At 70.3% G+C, this 23,569-nt stretch carries 21 protein-coding genes; 8 read left to right on the forward strand and 13 right to left on the reverse strand.

Translation table 11 applies throughout. From position 1 onward, the window contains the following. Nucleotides 1-837, forward strand: an 837-nt coding sequence (locus tag AB1634_10115; GenBank protein ID MEW6219873.1) for a Ku protein, incomplete at its 5' end; no start/stop codon positions are given. A 12-nt stretch (nt 838-849) separates the two neighbouring features. On the opposite strand, the gene ligD is transcribed toward AB1634_10115, so the two are convergent. Continuing rightward, nucleotides 850-3,333 carry a DNA ligase D gene (gene ligD, locus AB1634_10120; GenBank protein MEW6219874.1) on the reverse strand — a complete coding sequence of 828 codons (2,484 nt, stop codon included), beginning with the start codon at nt 3,331-3,333 and terminating at the stop codon, nt 850-852. A 4-nt stretch (nt 3,334-3,337) separates the two neighbouring features. Continuing rightward, complete coding sequence (locus AB1634_10125; GenBank protein ID MEW6219875.1) at nt 3,338-3,691, reverse strand: DUF72 domain-containing protein; 354 nt, start codon at nt 3,689-3,691, stop codon at nt 3,338-3,340. A 313-nt stretch (nt 3,692-4,004) separates the two neighbouring features. Here AB1634_10125 and AB1634_10130 point away from each other — a divergent pair, with 313 nt between their 5' ends. After that, complete coding sequence (locus tag AB1634_10130) at nt 4,005-5,639, forward strand: DNA mismatch repair protein MutS (GenBank protein ID MEW6219876.1); 1,635 nt, start codon at nt 4,005-4,007, stop codon at nt 5,637-5,639. Between the two features lie 12 nt (nt 5,640-5,651). On the opposite strand, the gene AB1634_10135 is transcribed toward AB1634_10130, so the two are convergent. The 3 genes from AB1634_10135 to AB1634_10145 are packed head-to-tail and all read right to left on the reverse strand — an operon-like array spanning nt 5,652 to nt 8,067. Beyond that, complete coding sequence (locus tag AB1634_10135; protein ID MEW6219877.1) at nt 5,652-7,403, reverse strand: hypothetical protein; 1,752 nt, start codon at nt 7,401-7,403, stop codon at nt 5,652-5,654. A 45-nt stretch (nt 7,404-7,448) separates the two neighbouring features. Beyond that, on the reverse strand, nt 7,449-7,841 hold the full coding sequence (locus AB1634_10140; GenBank protein MEW6219878.1) for a DUF5615 family PIN-like protein: 393 nt from the start codon (nt 7,839-7,841) through the stop codon (nt 7,449-7,451). Further along, nucleotides 7,825-8,067, reverse strand: coding sequence for a DUF433 domain-containing protein (locus tag AB1634_10145; protein MEW6219879.1), 243 nt, complete (start codon nt 8,065-8,067; stop codon nt 7,825-7,827). The genes AB1634_10140 and AB1634_10145 overlap by 17 nt, the downstream gene beginning before the upstream one ends. Before the next feature lie 380 nt (nt 8,068-8,447). Between AB1634_10145 and AB1634_10150 the strand changes: the two genes are divergently transcribed. The 4 genes from AB1634_10150 to AB1634_10165 all read left to right on the forward strand — a co-directional run bounded on the left by AB1634_10150 (nt 8,448) and on the right by AB1634_10165 (nt 12,751). Further along, nucleotides 8,448-8,729 carry a hypothetical protein gene (locus AB1634_10150; GenBank protein MEW6219880.1) on the forward strand — a complete coding sequence of 94 codons (282 nt, stop codon included), beginning with the start codon at nt 8,448-8,450 and terminating at the stop codon, nt 8,727-8,729. Beyond that, on the forward strand, nt 8,726-9,415 hold the full coding sequence (locus AB1634_10155) for an ABC transporter ATP-binding protein (protein ID MEW6219881.1): 690 nt from the start codon (nt 8,726-8,728) through the stop codon (nt 9,413-9,415). Before AB1634_10150 ends, AB1634_10155 begins: the two co-directional genes overlap by 4 nt. After that, complete coding sequence (locus AB1634_10160; protein MEW6219882.1) at nt 9,412-11,292, forward strand: FtsX-like permease family protein; 1,881 nt, start codon at nt 9,412-9,414, stop codon at nt 11,290-11,292. The genes AB1634_10155 and AB1634_10160 overlap by 4 nt, the downstream gene beginning before the upstream one ends. An 85-nt stretch (nt 11,293-11,377) precedes the next feature. Beyond that, a complete protein-coding gene (locus AB1634_10165; GenBank protein ID MEW6219883.1) occupies nt 11,378-12,751 on the forward strand; it encodes a DUF1302 family protein in 1,374 nt (457 codons plus the stop codon). Nucleotides 12,752-12,891: 140 nt separating this feature from the next. On the opposite strand, the gene AB1634_10170 is transcribed toward AB1634_10165, so the two are convergent. The 4 genes from AB1634_10170 to AB1634_10185 form a co-directional block, all read right to left on the reverse strand. Next, nucleotides 12,892-14,103, reverse strand: coding sequence for a cation diffusion facilitator family transporter (locus tag AB1634_10170; protein MEW6219884.1), 1,212 nt, complete (start codon nt 14,101-14,103; stop codon nt 12,892-12,894). 19 nt (nt 14,104-14,122) lie between these two features. Next, nucleotides 14,123-14,818, reverse strand: a complete 696-nt coding sequence (locus AB1634_10175; protein ID MEW6219885.1) for a class I SAM-dependent methyltransferase — start codon at nt 14,816-14,818, stop codon at nt 14,123-14,125. Nucleotides 14,819-14,933: 115 nt separating this feature from the next. After that, nucleotides 14,934-15,761, reverse strand: a complete 828-nt coding sequence (locus AB1634_10180) for an undecaprenyl-diphosphate phosphatase (GenBank protein ID MEW6219886.1) — start codon at nt 15,759-15,761, stop codon at nt 14,934-14,936. Nucleotides 15,762-15,785: 24 nt separating this feature from the next. Then, nucleotides 15,786-16,574: a TSUP family transporter gene (locus tag AB1634_10185; protein ID MEW6219887.1), complete on the reverse strand. Its 789-nt coding sequence runs from the start codon at nt 16,572-16,574 to the stop codon at nt 15,786-15,788. Between AB1634_10185 and AB1634_10190 the strand changes: the two genes are divergently transcribed. Beyond that, entirely contained in the window at nt 16,573-17,448 is an 876-nt protein-coding gene (locus AB1634_10190) for a DUF1848 family protein (GenBank protein MEW6219888.1), read from the forward strand. The two genes, AB1634_10185 and AB1634_10190, sit on opposite strands and share 2 nt — an antisense overlap. Before the next feature lie 65 nt (nt 17,449-17,513). Here the strand turns inward: AB1634_10190 and AB1634_10195 are convergent, their stop codons facing one another. The 4 genes from AB1634_10195 to AB1634_10210 are packed head-to-tail and all read right to left on the reverse strand — an operon-like array spanning nt 17,514 to nt 22,290. Next, a complete protein-coding gene (locus AB1634_10195) occupies nt 17,514-18,713 on the reverse strand; it encodes an ATP-binding protein (protein MEW6219889.1) in 1,200 nt (399 codons plus the stop codon). Nucleotides 18,714-18,756: 43 nt separating this feature from the next. Then, nucleotides 18,757-19,386 (reverse strand): UvrD-helicase domain-containing protein, encoded by a 630-nt coding sequence (locus tag AB1634_10200; GenBank protein ID MEW6219890.1) that lies wholly within the window; start codon nt 19,384-19,386, stop codon nt 18,757-18,759. Further along, complete coding sequence (locus AB1634_10205) at nt 19,296-20,096, reverse strand: UvrD-helicase domain-containing protein (protein ID MEW6219891.1); 801 nt, start codon at nt 20,094-20,096, stop codon at nt 19,296-19,298. Before AB1634_10205 ends, AB1634_10200 begins: the two co-directional genes overlap by 91 nt. Further along, nucleotides 19,987-22,290, reverse strand: a complete 2,304-nt coding sequence (locus tag AB1634_10210) for a RecQ family ATP-dependent DNA helicase (GenBank protein MEW6219892.1) — start codon at nt 22,288-22,290, stop codon at nt 19,987-19,989. The genes AB1634_10205 and AB1634_10210 overlap by 110 nt, the downstream gene beginning before the upstream one ends. 1,008 nt (nt 22,291-23,298) lie before the next feature. Between AB1634_10210 and AB1634_10215 the strand changes: the two genes are divergently transcribed. Continuing rightward, a partial coding sequence (locus AB1634_10215; GenBank protein MEW6219893.1) for a cytosolic protein occupies nt 23,299-23,569 on the forward strand: 271 nt, incomplete at its 3' end.

The following is a 23,569-nucleotide window of genomic DNA, read 5'->3' on the forward strand; positions in this document are numbered from 1 at the left end:
GGCCAGTTGGGCGCCTTCTGGTCCGGCAGCCTCACCTTCGGGCTGGTCAACATCCCGGTGGATCTCTACTCCACCCACCGGCCCCGGCCCGCGGCCCTCCGGATGCTGGCCTCGGACGGCGCGGCCATGCACCGCCGCTACAACTGCCCCCGGGACCGGCGGCCTTTGGCTGCCGAGGCCATCATCCGCGGTCACGAGATCGAGACCGGCCGCTTCATCCCGGTCAGCGACCAGGAGCTGGCGGCGGTCGAGCCGAAGAAATCCCGGGAGATTGACCTGCGCACCTTCGTGGCGGTGGCCGAACTGGACCCGGTCCTGTTCCAGCACGCCTACTGCCTCTTGCCGGCGGGCACGGTCAGTCGGGCCTACCGCCTGCTGGCCGCCACCATGGAGCGAAGCGGCCGGGCGGCCATCGGCACCTTTGTCATGCGGGAGAGGGAGCACCTGGTGGCGATCCTGGCCGAGGGCGGGCTGTTGCGGGCGGAGATCCTGCGCTTTGCCGATGAGATCCGCTCGCCGGCGGAGCTGGGCCTGCCGCCCCTGCCCGAAGCCTGCCCGAAGCTGGCCGGCCGCCTGCGCCAGGAGATGGACCGGCTCTTCCGGCCGGAGCTGGCGCCGGACCTCATGGCCGACCGCTACGCCCAGCGGCTGGCCGATCTGGTGCGCGAGAAGCTCGCCGCTGGCAAGGACGTGCTGGACCAGCCGCCGCTGCCGGCCGCCGCGGCAGCGGTAGGCGCCGAGGTCATCGACCTCATGGCGATCATCAAGAGCCGCTTCCCGGCGGCGCCAGCCGGCAAGGGCGGTGGCCGGCGGCCGGCCTCGGGCAAGCGGCCTTGACCGGCCAGGCGCTCAGCGGGCGGCGGGGCCGACTTTTTGCCGGAGCGCGAAGAAATCCGGCCAGGGGTCGCTCTGCAGGGCGGCCAGCCGGCGGGGCAGATTGTCGATCCGGTAGCGATCGGGGGTTAAGGCCTCGCCCAGCTCCTCCCAGCGGACCGGGGTGGACACCGGGGCGCCGGGTCGGGCCCGGGGGGAATAGGCCGCCACGGCCGTCGCGCCGCGGCTGTTGCGCAGGTAGTCGATGAAGATCCGGCCCTGCCTCTGGGCCCGGCTCATGGTGGCCACGAAGAGGTCCGGCCGCTGCCGCGCCAATTGCAGGGCCACCGCCCGGGCAAAGGCCCGGACCTCCCGCCAGCCGCCCCAGGGCACCAGGGGCACCACCAGGTGCAGGCCCTTGCCCCCGGAGGTCTTGACAAAGGCCGCCAGCCCCAGCTCCGCCAACCGGCGGCGCAGCAGGCGGGCGGCCGCCACCACCTGCTGCCAGGCCAGGCCGGGGCCGGGATCGAGGTCGAAGACCAGCCGGTCCGGCCGGTCCCAGTCCCCGGCGCTCGCCCCCCACGGGTGGATCTCCAGCACCCCCAGCTGCACCAGTGCGATGAGACCGGCCAAGTCGTCGATCACCACGAAGGCCCTGGTGCCTTGCCGGTCCGGGATCGGGACGGTGCGAAGCGCGGCGGGCAGCGGCTCGCCGCCTGGCCGTCCCAGGTGCTTCTGGTAGAAGCACTCCCCGGGCCAGCCGTCCGGGCAGCGCACCAGGGTGAGCGGCCGGTGCCGGACATGGGGCAGGATGCGGTCCGCGATGGCGGCGTAGAAGGCGGCCAGATCCCGTTTGGTGATGCCGGCCTCCGGGTAGAGGATCTTGTCCGCATGGGTCACCCTGATCCCGGCCACCACCACGGAGGACACCGGCGGCGGCCGGAGCGGCTCGGGGGTCTCCCGGCCCACGTCCTCGGGGGGCTTGTCGTGCCGCAGCCCCTGGAAGGAGGCCAGGCGCAGCACCTGGTCCCGGGTCCAGCCCCGGAAGGCCACCTCGGCCACCAGCGCCGGCCGGGTCCAGTGCAGGCCCCGGGCCGCGGCACCGGTGGGGGGATTGACGAAGGCGGTCCTTGGCTGTTCGACGGCCGGCAACAGCTCGCCCAGCTGCCGGCGGGCCGGGCGGGAGAAGCCGGTCCCCACCCGGCCGGCGTAGCGCAGCTCGCCCTGGTCAAAGTAGCCCACGAGCAGGGCGCCGAAGCCGGGGCCGCCACCGGCCGGCTCACTCCAGCCGCCCACCACCAGCTCCTGGCGCTGGCGGCAGGTCGTCTTCAGCCAGGTCCGGGATCGCCTGGGCTCATAAGGGCTGGCCGCCTCTTTCGAGACGAGGCCCTCGGTGCCCAGGTCGCAGGCCTGCCGGAAGACCTCCGGGCCGTTCGCCTGGATATGGTCGCTGGCACGGATGATGCCGCTTTCCGGCGGCAGGCGGGCGATGAGGGAGGCAAGCAGGCGTTTGCGCTCCAGAAGCGGCGTGGCTGCAAGATCATAGCCTGCGCAGTGGGGCAGGTCGAAGAGACAGTAGACGATCCTTTCCGCCTGGCCGGAGCGGAGCGCCTCCTGCAGGGCCTGGAAGTCCGAGGTGCCATCGGGCCGGATGATCACGATCTCGCCGTCCAGGATCGCCTGGCTCACCGGCCAGGCGGCCAGGGCCGCGACCACCGCCGGGAACCGGCCGGTCCAGTCCTTGCCGTGGCGGGACCGGAGGGTGATCCGGCCTTCCGCGATCACCGCCAGGATCCGGTAGCCGTCCAGCTTGATCTCATGGATCCAGGCGTCCCCGGTGGGTGGCTGGCTCACCAGGGTGGCCAGCTGGGGCGAAAGGAAGGCCGGCTGCGGGGCCGGGCGGGCCTGGGGCAAGGCTGAGGCGGCAAGGGACGGCGCCGCGGCATCGCCGGCCGCGGCGGCGATCTCGGCCAGGGAGCGCCCACTGGCGGCACTGGCGGGCTTGTCGTCCAGGATGCGGCGGCCGCTGCCCGGCACCGCCGCCGCGTCCCGGTGCTTGATGAGGAGCCAGTTCCTGGTGGGGCTGCCGTCCCGGCTGCGCATCTGCACCAGGGCATAGGAGCCCCGCAGCTTCTCCCCGTGCAGCCAGAAGGAGAGCTTGCCCTGGCGTAGGCCCTCCCGGGGATCGGCCTCCGGCTCCCAGGTCCCCTGGTCCCAGAGCACGACCGTGCCGCCGCCGTACTGGTCCTTGGGGATGACCCCCTCGAAGCCGCCGTACTCCAGGGGATGATCCTCCACCTGCACTGCCAGCCGCCGGGCGAAGGGATCCAGGCTCGGCCCTTTGGGCACGGCCCAGCTTTTCAGCACGCCGTCCAGCTCCAGCCGGAGATCGTAATGGAGCCGCCGGGCTGCGTGCTGGTGCACCACGAAGCGCCGGCCGGCCGGCAGGGCCTGGCCCAGGCCGGCCGGCTCGCTGGTGCGGGAGAAATCGCGCTTCTGCCGGTAGGTCGCCAGATCCATGCAGTCAGACGACGGATGGGGCCTCGCCCGCGAGGCTCTGGAAGCGCAGCGCCAGCTCCGGCCCCTGGCCGGCGGCTTCGTGCTTGAAGAAGACAAAGGCCTCCTGCCAGCCCTGGGCCCGGATCCTCTCCAGCCAGTGGGCCAGCTCGGCCTCCGAGGCAAAGCCGTCCGGGACCTGGGCCGCCCAGGAGAGGAGGACCCTTTCGGTGGGCATATGGTAGAAGGTGTAGTTGATCTCCACGGCGCCCAGTCGTGTGGCATAGAAGCGGAGCATTTCCTTGGCGGGGGTCCGGGCAGGATAGAAGATCCCCTGCCATTCCTTGTACCCGTAGCCGCTGGTGCCGACATGAAGCTGCATGGGCAGGGCCTCGCTGCCGCCCGGCGGGCCGGCGGCCGGCTGCCAGGGCCTTCGCCGGGCACCACGCCCGGCTCCATCATTTGTCCATGACGGAACCGTTTCAAGTCGTGTGCCACCCTGGTTGGGACCGGTACCCTGGCCGGGCGGGCAGGGGGGCCGCCGGCATCCTTTGGCGCGGCATCCTGCGGGGCAGGACATTTCCTGCCAGGGAGGAGGGAGAAGGCGGGCTTGAGAGGCGGGCGGTTTCGGTGTAGCGTGAGTAATTTTCCGGCCGGGGCTGCCCGGCGTCGATCCCTTGCGAGGACCCCCACCCATGGATGGCGACAGCGAGAAGCTCATCATCGAGCTCAACTTCCGCAACAAGATCATCGACGAGCGCCTGGCCGCGCCGTTCCATGGCGACAGGCTCTTCGATCTCCTACCCACCACCATCGCCGACCGCCGCACCCTGCAGGTGGTGGAGCTGTTCCCCCTGTTCCGCGCCCTCGATCACACCCGCACCCTGGTGGGCTCGGCCCGGCTCTTCCACTCCCTCATGAACCCCTCCGAGTCCATCGAGCTCATCCACGCCAAGCAGGACTCCTACTGCGAGCTGGAGAGCAACACCCGACTGCAGGTGGCGGTAGCCAGCTATCTCGACACCTTCCGCCAGGGCGAGCTGGCCCTCTTTCGGCTCCTCAACGCCCACATGCACCCGCTCATCCCGTACCGGGACTACGGCCAGGCCATGGCCACCATCCGCACCATGCTGGAGGCGGCCAGGAATCTGCCCCGGCCGGAGACCGTCTATCTCGACTCGCTGGTGCAAAGCATCCTGGCCTTTGCCGGCTCGCCGGTGAGCCGGCTGGCGGCCGGTCCGGTCTGGCGCACCCTGGCCGGGGTGCAGGCCCGGGGCGAGAAGGGCCTCTTCTCCCCTGGCTGGCGCTTCCGGCCGCACCGGCTGAGCGGCGGCTCCATCTGGCCGGCCCTGCCGTCCATCCTGTCCGGCCTGGCCGGCTTGACCGGCTTCCTGAGCCGGCCGGTGGCGGAATCCATGGTCATCCTCACCGGCGGCGGCATCCTGCTTGGCCTCATCTACGGCACGGTGCTCAAGCCCATGGTGGACTACGAGTCGGCGATTCTGCCGGTGCGAAAGCGCCTCTACGACTCCAACCGCTTCGCCTCGGCCGTGGAGGCGGTGGCGGCCATCGACGAGCTTCTCTCCTTCGTGGCGTACAGCCGGGTGGTGCCCCATCCCACGGTCCTGCCGGAGATCACCAACCACGACCGCCATTCCTTTGTGGCCTACGACCTCAGGAACCCCATCGCCGCCAAGGACGACCCCGACTTTGTGCCCAACGATGTCCTTCTGGACGGCAGCCGGGTCACCTTTGTCACCGGCCCCAACAGCGGCGGCAAGACCACCTATTGCAAGACCATTGTCCAAAGCCAGATCCTGGGCCAGATCGGGGCGCCGATCCTGGCCTCCCGGGCGCGGCTGAACATGACCGACCGCATCGCCTACCAGGCGCCGTCCTTCGACTGCCTGAGCGACCCGGAGGGCCGCTTCGGCACCGAGCTTACGACCACCCGGGACATCTTCTTCTCCATCACCCCGAAGAGCCTGGCCGTGCTGGACGAGATCGCCGAGGGCACCACCACCCACGAGAAGATGAGCCTGTCGGCCTCGATCATGGACGGCTTCCACGCCGTGGGCAACAACACCCTCCTGGTCACCCATTCCTACGAGCTGGTGGAGAGCTTCCAGCGCTCCGGCAAGGGCCAGTATCTGCAGGTGGAGTTTGCCCGGGAGCGACCCAGCCACCGGATGATCCCCGGCATCTCCAGGGACAGCCATGCCCTGCGGGTGGCCCAGAAGATCGGCTTCGCGCCGGCGGACATCGCCAGCCACCTGGTGGAGAAAGGGTTTGCCGAGCCGATGGCAGGGGAGGCGGTACCGGCCGGCTAGGCGGGGAGGGGGTCAGGGCCGGGCGAGGAGGGCGGCAAAGGCGGCCAGGGGCAGGCTTTGCGCCTGCCGGCGGCCGGCTGCCTTCTTGAGGGCCGCATCGTCGCTGACCAGAACGACTTGGCCGTTGGCCGGCCGGCAGTGATCGAGATAGTCCAGGATCGCCTGATCGGCCCGATCCTCGGCCGCCGGGCCGCCGGCGGCATAGACCGCCTTGACCTTGGGGCTTACGTTCTCCTCCGAGGCCGCAACGCCGTCGAAGAACACCGAGGCCAGGGCTTGGCCAGCGGGTGCCAGCAGCCGGTCGACGGCGGCCAGGAGCGCGGCCCGGGCCCGGGCGCCCGGGACGCCGTGCTCGTCGTAGGCCGGCCCAAAGAGGCTGGCCAGGCCAAAAAGAACATTGTGGCCGTCCACCACCAGATGGAACGGCTGGCCCTGGTCCAGGGCCCGCTGGACCAGGCCGGCCACGCCGGGCAGCGGGGTGGCCGCCACCCGGGCCCGATCCAGGGCCCGGGCCTGGGTCTGGCTGGCCAGCGCCTCCAGGCTGGCCCGCTCCTGGCTGGCCAGGATGCCCGCTGCCGCCAGCTCCTCCACCAGCCGGCGCCAGGAGACGAGGTGGTCTTCGGCGGCGCTGTTGATGCGGGCCGCCAGCTCCGCCACCAGGGGAGAGGGCGGGGGATCCTCGCCCAGCACGGCCTGCAGCCGGCGGATCTCGGCCTGGACCTCCCGGCCCAAAGGGGCCAGCTCCGGCAGCGGCGACAGGGCCTGCTGCCGGGCTTCATCCAGCTCGGCCGCGGCCTGCTGCAGGCTGGCCAGGCGCGCCGCCAGCTGGCGCCGGTTGCCCAGATGCCGGTCCCGCTGGACCTGGCGCTCCAGGGCCAGCCTGGCCCGGGCCAAGAGGTCGCCGGTTCCGGCCGGACGGCTCCGGTCGGCCTCGGCGGCCACTGCCTGGGGCTGGGCCAGCCAGGAGCGCAGCCGGACCGCCAGTTCCTCGTCGACCCCCTGGCGGATCCGCTCCTGCAGCTCGTTCTCCAGGGTAGCCTGGGCCTGGCGGGCCGCCGCCAGCTCGGCGGCCAGCTCCTGCCGGCTGGCCCGCTCCCGGGCCAGCCGCTCCCGGGCGGCGGCCAGCTCCGATTCCATCCGGGCCAGCTTCTCCTGGAGCCTCCTCTCCATCCGGCTGCCGCCTGCCGGCCGGCGCTCCTCTTCCAGACTGGCCAACCGGGCCCGCAGGGCGGCCAGCTCCTGGCTGTCGCCGGCCGGCGCTGGCTCCGGGATCTCCCCCAGGAGCCGCTCCCGGACCAGGGCCAGGAAGGGGGCAAGGCCACCGGCCAAAGCGGCCTGGGCTGTCTCGGGGTCGGCCAGGGGCCGCGGCCCGGCGGCGAGCTCGTCCCAGGCCAGCTCCCGGACCGCGGCCCGCTCGTCGGCGAGAAGCCCGGTCAGAAGCGGCGCCCGGCCGAAGAGGGCCATGAGGTCGGAGAGGAAGGCGGCAAGGCAATCCCGGGAAAGAACGGCGACCAGGGAATCCCCCAGGCCCGCGGCGGCCAGGATGCCCCGGAGGCCGGCGTCCAGCTCGCCGCCCTCGGCCAGCAGCCCGGCCAGCCGGCGGCGCACCACCTCCAGGTTGGGCCGCTTGGGACGGAAGCCGGCGGCAAGCTGGGGAAAGTCCTGGCACAGCCGCCGCAGCACCGGCTCCCCCAGACCGGCCAGCAGGCGGGCCAGCTCGGCGGTGATCTCGTCAGGGATGGGATGTCCGTCGATGCTGGCCATAAGCGGAAAGGGTGGCAGAAGGACGGCGGGCGGGATGCTGCTGGCTCAGACGTGCTGCGGGTAGTTCGAGGCTTGGCCGAAGGGGAGGAGACGGACTCGGATGCGGTCTTCCTGTACGGTGACTGCGGCACCCCGGATCAACTCTGCGGCGCACTGATGACAGACCTGGCGGAGAACCTGGGCCAGGCCTTCCGCCCGCAAGCCTTGGATGCGAATCCGCACCACTGAGGGCACGCAGGCGGCAGCGCAGGCCAGCAAGCCGTGGAAATCCGCGTCCAGGGTGACCACAACCCGCCCCTGGGCGCGGGCCAAGTCGAGGATTGCGGCATCCGTGGCTGTGGCATAGCCCAGATCTGCAACATGGACGGCATCGATGCCGTCCGGAGCGAGGAGGGCGACGACACTGCGGGCCAGGCCCTGATCAAGCAGCAGTTTCATGGGGCTCGGCGAGATTGAGCACCTGGTCGTCCAGGGAGGCGGCCGCGTAGATGAGGGCCTGTCGGATGTCTTCGTCCTCCAGCTCGGGATACTCTCGGCGCAGCTCGGAGCGTTCCGGGTAGGTTGCCACCAGCTCCACCACTCGGCGTACGGTCAGGCGCAGATTACGGATACATGGCTGACCATTCATACGTGCCGGCGTGCAGGTGATGCGATCGAGCTTCATGGGTCTTCCTCCAAGGAGCGCGAATGGCGGCAGCGGGCGGGGCTGACCCTAACCCGCGACGGCTTGGGCCTGGCGCGAACTGGTCCTGAGTCCAAGCCCACGCTACACCAAACCGCCTGGCCTTGGCAACGGCCAGGCGGGCAGCTGTGGCGGCGAAGGACGTCGGCGCACCAGCAACCAAGGAGGGCTCCCATGCAGCCAGCCATCTCCCGCTTCACCCCGGCCGCCTACGAGGACCTGGAAGACTAACCGTGCGTGCCCCGCGGGTTTCACAGGACCAACAAGTCCAACAGGACCCATAGGACCTGTAAGACTTATAGGAGAAGCCCCCCGGGACACCCTGGGCGCTCTGGCTGGCCAGCCCGGTCAAGAAGACCAGGGTGCTGCGGGACGAGCTCTTCATCAAGCTGGTCTTCCTGGCCAGGGAGAAGCCGGCGGCCATCCTGGAGCTGATCGACAAGCAGAAGGCGCTCTACCTCCAGGCCATGCACCGGCTCACCCGCCGCAAGCTGGCCCTGAAGAAGGAGGGGGACAGCGAGGCCCGGCTGGTCACCGAGCTGATTCTGGACGCCGGCCTGTTCCACGCCGAGGCCGACCTCAAATGGCTGGCCCTGTGCGAGGCCAAGATCACAAGAGACAGCAGGGGAGGATGCCCAGGATGATTGCGCTGCAGAAGGTCAGCCGCACCTTTCGGCAGGGGGGGCGCCAGGTGCAGGCCCTTCAGGACGTGACCCTTTCCATCGTCAAGGGTGAGCTGGTGAGTATCATGGGCCCCAGCGGCTCCGGCAAGAGCACCCTCCTTCATCTCATGGGCGGCCTGGACCAGCCCAGCAGCGGCCAGGTCCTTCTGGATGGCCGGCCCCTGGGCGGCATCCCTGATGCGGAGCTCACCCGTATCCGCCGGCGCTCCGTGGGCTTTGTCTTCCAGTTCTTCAACCTCCTGCCCCTCCTTTCCGCCGAGGAGAACGTCGGCCTGCCCCTGCTGCTGGACGGCCTGCCCTTTGCCCAGGTCCGCCCCCGGGCGGTGGCCCTCCTGGAGCAGGTGGGGCTGGGGCACCGGATCGGCCATCGGCCGGAGCACCTGTCCGGCGGCGAGATGCAGCGGGTGGCCATCGCCCGGGCCCTGGTCAGCCGGCCGGCGGTGATCCTGGCCGACGAGCCCACCGGCAACCTGGATTCCCACACCAGCGAGGAGATCCTTCTGCTGCTGCAATCCCTCCATGACGATGGCCAGACCATCGTCATGGTCACCCACGACGCCAAGGCCGCCGCCTTCGGCAGCCGCATCCTCACGCTCAAGGATGGCCGGACCGCCGGGGACATCGCCATCGGGGGGGCAGAGCCATGATCCTGGCCAGCCTCCTGCGCCACTTGAGTCTCAGACACCTGCGGCTGCAGAAGATCCAGCTCGCCATGACCGTTGCCGGCATCGGCCTGGGGGTGGCCGCCATGGTGGCCATCGACCTGGTGAGCCGCAGCGTGCTGGCCTCCTTCGAAACCTCGATCAACGAGATCACCGGCCGGGCCGCTCTGCAGATCACCGGGCCCGAGGCCGGCTTCCCCGGTGCGCTCCTGGAAGAGGTGCAGGCCGTACCCGGGGTGGAGCACGCCGTGCCGGTCGTCGAGGCCAATGCCCAGCTGGCCGGGGGCAGGTCCCGGTCCCTCCTCATCCTCGGGGTCGACATCCTCCAGGATCAGGGCATCCGGGATTACCGCCTGGCCGGCGAGGCGGCGGAGGTGCCGGACCCTTTGCTGTTTCTGGCCAAGCGGGATTCCATCCTCGTCACCGCTGCCATGGCGGCCCAGGAGGGGATCGCCCTCGACCAGGCCGTGGCGGTGCAGACCGTGGCCGGCATCCGCACCTTCACCGTGCGGGGCCTGCTGCATCCGGAAGGGCCGGCCCGGGTGGCCGGGGGTGATGTGGCCATCATGGATATCGACGCCGCCCAGTTGGCCTTTGGCAAGAGTGGCCGCCTGGACCGGATCGATGTCAGCCTCCTGCCCGGCATCGGCCTCGATGCCATGAAGGAGCGGCTTCTGGCCCGGCTGCCGGCGGGCTATACCGTGGACACCCCGGCCAGCCGCAGCCGGCAGGTGGAGATCCTTCTGGCGCGCTTCCAAAAGAGCATGGAGCTGGTCAGCTTCATGGCCCTCTTCGTGGGCATGTACCTCATCTACAACGCCGTCTCCATCGCCGTGGTGCAGCGGCGGCGGGAGATCGGCATCCTCCGAGCCCTGGGCGCCACCAGGGCCGGAATCGCCGGCCTCTTCCTGGCGGAGACCCTGGTGGCGGCGGCCGTGGCCTCGGCCCTGGGCATCGGTCTGGGCGTTCTCCTGGCTCGGGCATCCGTGGGCGTGGTCGCCCAGAGCATCACCGAGATCTACCTCAAGACTGCGGTCAGCGAGCTGGTCTTCTCCTGGCCCTCTGCAGCCGGAACCGCGGCGATCGGCATGGCGGCCAGCCTGCTGGCGGCCCTTTTTCCGGCCCTGGCCGGGGGCCGCGCCAACCCGGTGGCAGCCATTCGGGCCATGCCGTATGCCGAGGACGCCGTGGTCACCGGACGTGGCATCCCCGTCGCCTCCGGGCTTCTCCTGCTGGGAGCACTCCTCACCCTGACGGTCTTCCTGATGGCGCCGGCCGGCTCGTGCTTCCGGGGCATGGGCGCCATCTTTCTGGCTGTGCTGGCGCTTCTGATGGGCCTGTCCCTGGGGACCCCCCTGCTCCTCGCCCGGTTGCTGCCGTGGTCTCACCCGGCCCTGGCCGCCTGCTTCGGATCCGGTGGCCGGCTGGCCGGGCTCAACCTGCAGAGGAGCGTCCGCCGCAGCGCAGTGGCAGTGGCGGCCATCCTGTGCAGCATCGCGCTGTTCGTCAGCTCGGCCAATGCGGTCCACAGCCTGCGGCGCTCCATGTTCGACTGGTTCGACTCCATCGTCCGGGCCGATATCCTGGTCAGCTCCGGCCATCCCTTGGCCACCGGCGGCTCGCCCACCATCCCCATGCCCGCCGAGATGCAGGCGGCCATGGCCACCGTGCCCGGGGTCGGCTCCGTGGAGCCGTTCCGGAAGGGCTACCTGAGCTACCAGGGGAAGAAGATCCTGCTGAAGGTCTTCGACGTCGCCGTCCGCATGGAATACTGCCCGGGCATGATCGTCCAGGGCAGCCGGGAGGACATGGCCAGGCTCCTGCCGGATCAGGACGTAACCGTTCACCAGCTACCCTGGTGAACGGTTACACCATCGACGCCATCCAGTACCACACCCGCTTCCCCGAGGACCTCTTCAGCCAGCGCTCCCTGGAGCGGGCCGGCCGGTGACGGGGCGCGGCCGCAGGCTTCCCCGGGCCGGCTGCCTGGCCGCCATCCTGCTTCTGGCCGGCGGCAGCGCCGGGCACGGGGACGGGGATCTTGCGGCCAGCGGCCGGGTGCGGCTGAGCGGCACAGCGGCCCTGGAGAAGGACAGCCGCCAGGAGGAGCCCAGCCTGGACAGCCGGCTGCAGCTGGAGACCCAGGCCGAGGCGGTGCGTCTTTCTGTCTGGCTGGAAGGGGGATGGGACGGCACGGTCGCCGGGTCCGGACGCCAGGCCGGCCTCAAGGACCTCACGACGGTCTATCCGGACCAAACCCTTTATCTGGAGGTGAGGGAGCTGTTCGTCGAGCGGAGCGAGGCGGCCTGGGACCTGCGGCTGGGGCTGCAGCGCTTCTCCTGGGGCCGGCTGGACGAGTATCCGGTCAACGACCTTGTGAACCCCTGGGATCACAGCCGGTTCATCACCCGCTCCCTGGAGGAGCGCAAGATCGGGGTGCCGGCAGCCTCCCTGCGCCAGGCCCGGGAGGACTGGAGCGGGCAGGCGGTCTGGGTGCCCTGGCTGGTGCCGGGCCGCCTGGCCCGGCCCGGCAGCCGCTGGTCCGTGCTGCCTGCGGCCACCGTCCCTGCCGGTGCCGAGCTGAATCCCCGGGAGTCGGACCTGCCCGCCCGCACCCTGGCCAACGGCAGCTTCGGCCTGCGGCTTCTGCGGCTGGGCGAGCTGGACTGGGCGGTCAGCCTCTTCCACGGCTTCGATCCCCGGCCGGTCTTCCGCGCCACCCAGCCGGCGGTCACCGCCACCCCGGCGGGATTGGCGATCGATCCCGGCTTTGTGCCTTCCTATCACAAGATCTTCGTGGCCGGTACCGATCTGGCGGCGGTGCTGGGCGCCTGGAGCCTGCGGGCCGAGGCGGCGTACACCCGCAACCGGGTTTTCAATGTGGCGCTCGAGCACTGGGGCCCTCCGGCCCTGCCCGCGCCAGGGATCACGCCGCTGCCTGCGGTGGAGGAGACCCGGGATGCCCTGGACTACGGCCTGGCCGCCGACTACCGGCCCTTCGAGGACTGGGTGCTCACCCTCCAGGCCCAGCAGGCCCGGATCCGACACCGGCCCACCACCCTCTATGAGCGGGCCGCCGAGACCATCCTCTGGGCCAATCTTCGGATCGGCTGGCTCAACGAGCGCCTGGCCACCACCCTCAACCTGGCCGCCAACCCCGAGCACGGGGGCAGCATGCTCCGGGCCAGCGGCAGCTACGTCATCACCGATGCCTGGAAACTGGTCCTCTCCGGCCTCATCCTGGACGGCCCGCCCCAGTCCCTCTTCGGCCGCTTCGCCGCCAACGACCAGCTGGAGCTGACCCTGGAGTATGCCTGGTAGCCGGGCCTGGCGGTCAGAACAGCTGTGCCCTTGTGAGGCCAGGCGGCTACCCGTGGCGGCACGAGGCTCCGCCCGACCTCTTCCCCTCCCAGCGTGCAACAGAGCCAGGAATGGAGGGGCCAAGGCTCGAGGACAATACTTTATGGTGGCAACGCGGCAAGCACCTCGGCCAGCGTGGTCCCGGGCGTGAGGTGCACGGCCACCCCGGCATCGCGTAGCACATACTCGGGACCCTTGCCGCGCAAGTCCTCGTGCACGAGAAGCACGTCGGTCTTGAGGGTGACGAGCCATTCGGCGACTCGGATGCCCTTGCCCTTTTCCGCATGGTGGTACGGGTTGCTGACAAGACGCTGTTCCTCCACGGCTCCGTCGGCACGCCGGACGGTCACCAGGGCGAACCAGGGCGCTTCGCCGAAATGGGCGCTGATCGCTGCCTCGCGGCAGTCAGCGAGCGGGACGGCGCAGCGCAGGCAGGGTGCCGTCGAAGATTCGAGATGGAGGAGGACCCGTTCCACATGCGGCACAGCCGCGCACACCCCGGCCTCGATGCGCCGCAGAACCTCTGTGGCCTTGTCAAGATCTGTGACCCGGAGCGCGACTCCGGCTTCGACGAAGCGGAAGCGCCCGGCATTGCGGCCGGTGACCCAGTGGAGCTCGGACACGGCCGCGGTGGCGTCGATGACCGCCCGGATACGCTGGAGCGTCTCGGTGTCGAGGGAGGCATCAAGCAGGACCCGCATGGCATCACGCAGCAGCTCCCAGCCGGTCTTGATCACCACCACCACGATGACGAGCGCTGCGACCCGGTCGAGGGGCAGCCGCAGCCATTGGGAGAGGAGCGCTGCCAGGGCGAGCCCGGTCGTGAAGGCGTGCACCCGATATTCCCGGGCGTCGGCCAGCAACGCCGGGGAGCCCGCTGCCCTCGCGGCCTTGAGCTCGTGATGGCTGAAGACGAGCGGGACCGCCAGGGTAAGCAGCAGCGAGGCGAGCATCCACGGCTCCGTCCGGAGTGCGGCCGGTTCCGCCAGCAGGGCCTGGCGCACGATCTCGTAGGCGCTGACGAAAACCAGGATGGCGAGACCGGCCGCGGTCAGGTTCTCCACCTTGTAGAGGCCGTAGGGAAAGGTCCGGGAGGTGCGGCTGGCGAGTCGGAGGCCGACGAGGACAGCCACGGCGGCGACAAGGTCCAGGAGATTGTGGACCAGTTCGGCGACCACGGTGAGGCTGCCCGAGGCAAGCGCAATCACCCCGTGAAGTGCGGCGAGGAGCACATTCACCGCCACCGAATACCAGCCCCAACGTTCAAGACCAGCGTGAGGCACGGCAGCAGGTGCGGGCGGTATGCTCTTCACGGAGGAATCAGCCCTCGATTCACGCCACAGTGTGCTTCCTTCCGGTTCCGATGCGGGCGCGGCCTGCCAGAAAAGCGCCATCGCCCGTGCCGGCGCGCGCTGGCTCCACCTCTTCGCTCCGGGTCGAGGACGAGAACAGGGTTTGCAGCCAGGTGCAGGGGCCAAAGCCGGCCAGGGCGAGCAGGTCCTCCACCTCGGCGGGCGAGAAGAGATGCGCGTCACGGTAGAAGGGGCTTTCCGCCTGGTGGGCGAGATAGTGCTGTCCCAGGGGGCTCTCGCGGTCCACGAGGCCGACGACGAACGTTCCGCCCGGCCGCAGGACCCGCGCCGTCTCTTGCAGCATGGCCAAGGGGTTGTCCACGAAGCAGATGCTGGTCACGGCGAGGGCATAGTCGAAGATGGCATCCTGGAAGGGCAGGGCCTCGGCAACACCCCGGGTGAGCCGCACACCCCGGCGGCGGGCGTGCTCAAGCATCCCGGCCGCCGGGTCGATGCCGAAAGTGACGCCCAGCGGGGCGGCGAAACGGCCGGTACCGACCCCGATCTCAAGGCCGCGTCCCTCCCAGGGCAGGAGCGCCCGTACGGCGAGCAGTTCGGAGAGGTAGGCGGCACGATGCCGCTCGAACCAGTTGTCGTAGCGCTGGTGATGGAGGACAAAGGGATCGGGTGCGGATGGGACGCTGGTGCGGCTGGCTTTCTTCGTTCTGGCGTCCATGGGTCAACCCTGGCCGGGGTTTTGCCGGCCGAGCAGATGGTGAGAGCCCCAGAGACCGAGCGCTCTCGGGCGTTGGCGATGACGCGGGCAGGTCCTGGCAGCCGGGGCCCCGCGCCTACGGCAAGAGCCCGCCGAAGAGCGCCAGGGCGACCGCCGCGGCAAGGCCCAGGCGGTAGAGGCCAAAGATCGACAGTGAATGGCGCTTGAGGTAGCTGACCAGCCAGTGGACGGCCGCGGCCGCCGACAGGGCGGCGGCACTGAAGCCGATCAGCATGGACGGCCAGCCATAGGCCTGGATCATGGCCAGGCCGCTGTGCGCCGCCTTGAAGACAGTGGCCGCGGTCAAGGTCACCACCCCCAGGAGGAAGCTGAATTCCACGGCGCCGGCCACGCTCAGCCCCGCCAGCATGCCGGCCAGGATGGTCACCAGGGAGCGGCTGGTGCCGGGCCACATGGCCAGGCACTGGGCGCAGCCGATGGCCAGGGCCATGGGCCAGGCAAGGCTGTCGAGATCCTGGCCCGTCTCGGCCTCTGCAGGGCGTCTTGGCCGCCAGCGGGCAACCGCCAGGATGGCCAGTCCCCCGGCCAGCCAGGCGGCGGTGATCGGCCACAGGCCGAACAGGTAGCGCTCGATGAGATCGTCCAGGAGCACCCCGAAGACCGCTGCCGGCAGAAAGGCCACCACGATGTTGGCGGCCAGAGCCAGGCCCTTCGGAGAGCGGCCCAGCACTCCCAGCGCCATCTGGCTGACCCGGGGCCAATAAAGCCCCAGCACGGCCGCAATGGCGCCGGCCTGGATGCAGATGGCGTAGGCGTCGGCGGCCGCACCTGCCGGGATGTGCATCAGCCGCTGGGCCAGAATGAGATGCCCGGTGGAGCTCACCGGCAGGTATTCGGTCACGCCCTCGACAATCCCCAGCACCAGGGCCTGCCACCAGTCCATAGTATCTTCGCCTCCCTGATTCTCTTACAGCAGACCCGCGCCCAAGGCCACGGCGATGCCGAGCAGCAGAATACCGGTCAGCCGCTGGATGGCGGCCATGGTAACCTTGTGGAGAAAACGCTTGCCGAGCAGTACCCCGACAAAGGCGGCAACGGAGGCCGCGGTGACCAGGCGCCACTGCTCCGGGCTGAAGGGGGCTGCAAGGCCGGCATGATAGAACGATGTGCCGTAGATGGCGATCCGGGCTGCATCCACCATGAGCCCGATGACGGCGCTCGTGCCCACAAAGGCTGGGGACGAAATCCCCACCTTGGCCAGGAAGGCCGAGCGCAAGGCCCCTTGATGGCCGGAGAAGCCGCCGAAAAAGCCGGAGAGGAGGCCGCCGAGGAACAGGTGCCGGCTGCTCAGCCGAAGCTGGCGCAACGACGGCAGCAGCTCGAACAGCGCGAACACCAGCATGAGCAGCGCCATGATGAGCTTGACCGGGGTTACCACGGCGGTCCGGGTGCCAAGGGAATAGGAGGCGATCTCCCCGAAATGGGCCACGTGGACCAGGGCGCCGGCGCCGCCAAAGGCGGCTATGGCGGCCGGCAGACCGAACTTCAGCACCAGGGCCTTGTCTGCCAGCTTGCCCACCAGGGCGGCCTTGAAGACGTTGTTGGCACCGTGCACCACGGCGGTGGCGGCTACCGCCATCTCCACGGGGAAGAACAGGGCGAGCACCGGCATCAGCAGGGTGCCGAGACCGAACCCGGAAAACAGGGTCAAGCCTGAGACCAGCAGGGCGGCGCCACAGATGACCAGATAGCTCATGACCTCCTCATTCAGCCCCCCCAGGCAGCCCGGCAGGGCCGCGCCCCCCCAGTATCTCTCGGTCTCCCGCCGCACCGACATCCCGCGCTTCTTTGCCGCGGCCTTTCTGGATGCCTGGCAGGCAGGCACCATCCGCTACGACGGCGGTTACGGCCGCCAGTATGAGGTCTCCCTGCGGCCGGAGGATGTTTTCGGCTACATCTTCTGGTCCAAGGATTTCGCGCCGCTGGTCGCCGACCCGCGCTTCGAACGGCTGATCGAAGAGAGCAACGCCATCTTCCACTTCACCATCAACGACTGCTCGGCTCTGGAGCCCCGGGTGGCGCCCCTCAAAGAAAGGCTGGCCACCCTGGCCAGGCTTTGTGCCCTGGTGGGGCCGGAGCGGGTGGTCTGGCGCTTCGATCCGATCTGCCGCTACCTGGGGCCGCAGGGGGCGCCGGCCGGCAACGAGGCGGCCTTCTCCCGCATCCTGCCGCCGGTGGCTGGCCTGGGCATCCGCCGCTGTGTCTTTTCCTTCATGGCCGACTACCCGAAGCTCCGCCAGCGGCCGGTACACTTCCTGCCGGTGACCCGGGAGGAGAAGGCGGCCATCGCCGGCGCCATGCTGGCGGCCTGTCGCCAGGCCGGGCTGGATCTTTTCGCCTGCTGCCAGCCGGAGATCCCGGCGCTGGTGCCGGGCATCCGGGCGGCGGCCTGCGTCGATGACGCCGTTCTGGCGGCCACCGACCGCTTCGGCCGCCACCGGCCCCAGCCGGCCAAGCCCACCCGGCCCGGCTGCGGCTGCCACGCCTCCCGGGATATCGGCTCCTACGACCAGCGCTGCCGCCACGGCTGCCTGTACTGCTACGCCAATCCGCTGCTGGCCCGGCGGTGAGCCGTGGCCGGCGGTCACCGCCGCCGGTCCAGTGCCGGGCTCTTCTGGTCCCTGGACGGGCGGCCTTACGCTTGGCGCCGCCGGATCCGGACCAGAACCCGGTATGGCTCGACCTGGAAGTCGGGGGGCGGGTTGCCGTTGCGTGCCAGGGCGTCCCGGGCGATGCCGATGCCGACGCCGAACCGCTGCACATAGCCCAGATGGCGCATCGCCTCGGCCAGGTGGGGGTTGCGGTAGTCGTTCACCCCCGGCTCGCCGAAGTTGTCACGGGTGACGATGCCATAAGGGCCGCCGGGACTGATGATCTCGATGCGGTCCGAGTACCAGTAGACGCGGACCGGCGTGTTGGTGCCCTCGTAGGTACGGTGCAGGATGGCGTTGCGCACCAGCTGCTGCAGGGCCGGCACCGGGTAGTCCGGCTGGCGCAGCTCCGTGGAGGCGGAGGTGATGTCCACCTTGGTGAGGACGTGGAGATGGACAAGCTCGTCGATCTGGGGGATGAGCCTGGGAAGGGGCCCCTGCAGCTCATGGCTGGTCACCACCGGGTCGGCGAGATCCGGTCCGGCCAGGCGGAGGAAGCTCAGATACGCCATGGGCAGGTAGGTGGTGGGGCGAAGCCCCGCCACCAGCATGCCCAAAACCGTCGGCACGGGTGGCACTGTCGGATGCGCCAGCCGCAGAGAGGCCAGCTGCGCCTCCGGATCACGGTGGTTGCCGGCAAGGACGCTGGCGTCAACGGCGGCCGGCAGATAGCGGTCCCACAGCAGGTGCTGGTCCAGGTCGTCGAGGCGGGCCTCCACGAGAGGCCGGATATCCGGACTCGTGTCCCGCCAGCGGTTCCGCTCGGCCAGCAGGCGCTCCTCCTGGGGGCTGGCTACGGCTCGCCGAGGGCCGATGCGGACCCATACCACCCCCTTGTAGCGCACCGGCGGTGCGTCAGCGGGCTTGACCGTGACGACCGCCACGTCGACGCCCCGCAGCCGACGTTTTTCCACAGTGATGGTCGGGATGGGCAGGATGTTGCCATCGGAGCGGATGTCGGCGAGGGCGCGCAGGAGGGCATCGGTGATCGGCAGCCCGGTCGGGCTGCCTCCATCATCGACGCCCACAAAGAGCACCCCCGGGATCCCGCGACCCGGCAGATCGTTGGCAAAGGCGCAGACTGCCTGCCGGATCTCCTGCTCCTTGCCCTTCAGGACCTGTTTGCGCTCGGCATGGTCAGCCTCCAGGTCGGTCATCAACCGTTCGAGCTCGGCGTCGTTCATGGATCTCCCCCCTCGGCGTGTCGTCTGGTGCAGGGTAGGGGCCTTATACCTGCGGCGGCCCAGGTGTGTCAACGCCGAGCCGGCGGTCATCCACTCCATCCCCCGCGGGGAGGGGATGGCCCCCCTCCTGCCAGACGATCTCGCAGATCGGCACCTCCCAGGCCGGCGCCCGGCAGCGGGCCTGAAACCCACCCTTCTTGAAGTCAGAGGGCTTGCTCCCTGGAGCCAGGGCCATGAGGCGGCGCACCTCTGCGGCCACGGTCTGGGCCTGCTCGCCCTCGCCGGTCACGACCAGAAGCTGCACCCGGCCATGGGCTACGGGATCCAGCCGGGTCCAGTCGCCGCCGGCGGGCAGATCCCGGCGGGCCCGGTTGACGGTGAGCACCGTCTGCGCCTTCATCCGGTCCCGGTTGTGGCAGATGAGCTGGTTGGCGGCAGCAATGATGTGACCGGAGGAGCGGTAGTTCTCGGTCAGGGCATGGAGCCGGGCCCGGTAGTCGGCCTGGAAACGCTTGATGAAGCCGACGTTGGTTCCCCGGAACTGGTAGATGCTCTGATCGTCATCGCCCACGGCCAGGATGCTCAGCCGGCGGTCCGGATCTGCCAGGGTGCGGCCGGCCAGGGCGGCGATGAGCTGGTACTGGAGCTCGTCGATGTCCTGGTACTCGTCCACGAGGATGAACCGGAAGCCGCCAGAAGCCGCTCCCGGGCCTCGGCGGCGGGCAGGCCCGGCAGATCACGCCCGCCCTGCAGCAGGGCGATGGCCTCCTCGAGCGGCGTGTCGAAATCCGGGCTGGTATCGGCATGCCGGTCCCGATGCGCGGCCAGGGAGCGGCCGGTCAGGCGCAGGGCCAACCCGTGGTAGGTCTGGATCGTCACGCCCCGGGCCTCGTCGCCGACCAGGTCCAGGAGCCGGCGGCGCAGGCTGACCGCCGCGTGGCGGTTGAAGGTCAGGACCAGGATCGCCTCGGGCCGCACCCGGCGCACCCGCAAAAGGTAGGCTGTGCGGTGCGCCACCACCCGGGTCTTGCCGCTGCCCGGGCCGGCCAGCACCAGGAGGCTCTCCCCCTCGCCGGCGGCCACTACCGCGGCCTGGGCCGGGTTGGCCAGATCCTCCACCAGGCGCTGGAAGGACTGTTCGCTGGTGGCCCGCTCCAGCAGCTCGGTACGGCCGGCAAAGTACCGTTCCACGAAGGCCCGCTTGTTCTGGGAGAAATAGGCCATCACCAGGGCCAAGGCCTGGCCCAGCTTGACCAGGGCCTGGCGGGCGTATTCATTCATGACGTGCACCTGGAAGACCCGCTCGGCATAGTGGCGGGCCAGGGGTGCGAAGTCGCCTTTGGTGTAGCGCCGTCTGGGGTCGGCCAGGATGCGGATGGTCATGGCTTGGCGGAAGACCGCCAGCCCCTGCTGCAGGGTGATCACCCGCTGCTCGTGGAGGAACATCAGTGCCCGGTCGATGGCGGCCAGGGGGTCGCGGAGCTGGCCGGCCAGAAAGAGATCCCCCCTGAGGTCGGCCAGGATGTCCTCGGCGGCAAACTCCACCAGCAGGCTGGCGCTGGCTGGCGATCCGGCCGGGATGCGGCGGAGGATGGTCCGCAAGGCCACCCAGGCGACCCCCTGGCGCCGGTGGGCTGTCTCCATGAGCGCCGGCCAGTCCCGCTGCAGCCGCACCCGGTACAGATCCTGGCCCAGATGGCGCAAGGTCAGGCTGCCCCGGCATGAGGTTCTTCTGAAGGAGGCCGGCCTCGGCCATGGCATGGAGGGTGCGGATGACCCGTTGGCTTGCGGTCTCGGCCTCCCGGTCCTCGCCAGCCACGCTGGCAAAAGGGGCCAGCTCTGCCAGCTGGTCGGCGGAGAAGCCCTGATCGCTTCGGCTGGCCAGAAGCTCAGCCATGATGGCCAGCATCCGCTCCTGCTCCCGCCGCGGGCAGCCCAGCTGGCGGATCCGCAGCCGGGCCTCTTCCAGGCTGGCCACCAGGGGCCGGCCCTGGAAGACCTGGGTGCGGTTTTCGTTGCGCTCCAGGAAGCCGGCCCGCTCCAGCCAGGAGACCGCGGTGCGCACCAGGGTGTCTGCCTGCCGATCCGTGCGGTCGATGGCCGTATCCACGGTCTCCAGCCGGAGCATCTCGCCGGCGGTGATCACCACCTGGCCGTCCGGTCCGGTCTTGGCCCGGCGCAGGCCCCGGAGGAACTGGGCCAGGTCCCGCTGGGTGAGCTGACTCGCCGCCCCGAGCTGGAACTGCTTTTCGATGTCCGCCTCGTCATAGAGCAGCACGCAGTCGGCAGCCCGGTTGTCGCGGCCGGCCCGGCCGGCTTCCTGGAGGTAGCTTTCCAGGGAGCCGGGGATGTCCTGGTGGATCACGAGGCGCACATCCTCCTTGTCGATGCCCATGCCAAAGGCGTTGGTGGCGCAGATCACCCGCACCCGCCCAGCCAGGAAATCCTCCTGGATCTGGCGCCGAGCCACCGGATCCAGGCCGCCGTGGTAGTGGGCTGCCGGCCAGCCGGCCTCGGTCAGGAACGCCGCCGCCCGCTCCGCCCCCTGGCGGGTAGCGGTGTAGACCACCGCGCTGCCGCTGCCATCGGCGGCCAGGCGCTCGGCCAGGATCTCCCGGGTGGTGGCCTGCTTCTCCAGGCGGCCAACGGAGAAGACCTCGAACCGGAGATTCTCCCGCTCCACCCCGCCTTGGAACAGGGTGAGCTCCTGGCCCAGCTCCCGCCGGAAGTGGTCCACGATCTCGGCCAAGACGTCCGGCTTGGCGGTGGCGGTGAAGCACTGCACCGGCGGCAGCGGTTGGCGGCAGCGGCTGGCCAGGTCGCGGATGGCCCGGGCCAGGTAGAGGTAGTCCGGCCGGAAGTCATGCCCCCATTTCGACAGACAATGGGCCTCGTCCACCACCCAGGCACCGATCTCCCGGCTGCCGATCGCCTCCATGGCCGAGCGGTTCCGGAGCTGCTCCGGGGACAGGTAGAGGATGGCCACATCCCCCAGCCGGACCCTTTCCAGCACCGCCCCCCGCTCCGGCGGGGTCAGGAGGCCCGAGAGGGCGGCGCCGCTCGGCGCGCCGGTCCGGGCTTGCAGGTTGTCCACCTGATCCTTCATGAGGGCCACCAGGGGCGAGATCACCACGGTGAGGACACCCCGGTGCTGGTGGCGCCGGAGGGCCGGCAGCTGGTAGCACAAGGACTTGCCGCCGCCGGTGGGCAGGATGGCCAGGAGCGGCTGGCCGGCTGCGGCATGGCGGACGATGGCCTCCTGCAGGCTGCCGCCATCCGGCCCGGCCGGCCGGGGCCGGAAGGACGGCAGGCCGAAGAAGGTGGCCAGGCCCGCGGCCGGGTCATGGGCCTCCTGGCAGAAGCGGCAGCCCGGGTCCGGGCAGGGCTGGCTCCGCAGTCGCCGCAGGATGGTCGCGGCTTCCGGAAAGCGGTGGCGGACCCAGGGCGGCAGCACCGAGCTGCCGCCCGCCACCCGCAGCCAGGCAAGGCAATAGGCCATGGCCGGCCAAGACTCCTGGCTGGCGGCCATCTCGGCTGCCAGCTGCTCCAGGGCGGTGGCACAGACCCGATCCTGCACCGCCGCGGCCAGGGCCGCCGGCAGCAGGCGTGCTCCAGGTCCGGGGCGCCCATGGCGGCCAGTGCCCAGTCCAGGCCGGCCAGGGTGGGATCGGCCGCCAGCAGGGCGCGATAGAGGGCCGGGATCTCCGGGCTGGCCGCAGCAAGGGCCGAGAGCGCCTGCCACTGGTCCCGGAAGAGATCCGCCGCCAGCCGGGCGTCGGCCAGCGGGTCGTTGCGGCTGGTCAGGACCAGCCGGTAGTCCTTGACCAGGCGGTGGTAGGGGTTCTCGGGAAAGGCCAGGGGGGAGAGATACAGGGTGTCGATCACCGGCTTGCCCAGGAGGGCGAGGCCAGGAGCCAAGACCGCCAGCCGGGGCAGGTCGTGGCCCAGGAGGTTGTGCCCCAGGAGATAGCGGGCCTCCCTGGCCAGGCTCTCCAGCTCGGCCAGGGCCCTGGCCGGCTCCATGGGCCCGGTGCGGAGCAGTCGCCTCTCCCCCAGCTTCGCGCCCAGGGCCAGCAGCTTGCCGTGGCCATCGAGCTCCAGATCCAGAAGCAGGCAGCCAGGCAGGAGATGGTCAACGCTGGCCGCAGGACCGGAAGGGCTGCTGTCGGGCGGGGATGGGCAGCACCGCATGCTGCACTGTGCCCGGAAGGGATCCCCCTGTCAATGCGGGAGCACGCCGTTTCCGGCGGCAGCGGGAGCGCTGGGCGGCGCTGGAGCGGGGATGCCCCCATGGTGGCCGCACCTGGCCCGCCGGCCCCCGCGGCTCGACACCCGCCCGGTGTTCTGATAGGGTAGGTAACCATCGACTACCGGGGGTACCGAGACCGGAGGCGACCATGCCCCCACCCCAGCCCTTCCCCGCTGGGGGAGGGAGCTTCCCCCCCCTGGCTCGGGAGCGGTATGCCTCCTCCCCCAGCGGGGGGAGGCCGGGAGGGGGGCAGCCTCTGCCAGCGGTGGCAATCCAACTGCCCATCCGCCAGCCGAGCGGCAGCCGCCATTCCTTCCTTTCGTGTGCGAGGAGCCCATGCCGTCGTCCGCCGATTACGATACCCCATGGAAGGAGATCCTGACCCGATACTTTCCGGAATTCATGGCCTTTTTCTTTCCGGTCGCCCACGGCGGCATCGACTGGTCCCAGGGCCATGTCTTCCTGGACAAGGAGCTGCGGCAGGTGACCCGGGACGCCAAGCTTGGCCGGCGGCTGGCGGACAAATTGGCCAAGGTGTGGCGCCAGGACGGCGGCGAGGCCTGGGTGCTGGTGCATCCGGAGATCCAGGGCCAGCCCCAGGAGGTCT

The sequence above is a fragment of the Thermodesulfobacteriota bacterium genome (assembly GCA_040755095.1).
Lineage (GTDB): Bacteria > Desulfobacterota > Desulfobulbia > Desulfobulbales > JBFMBH01 > JBFMBH01.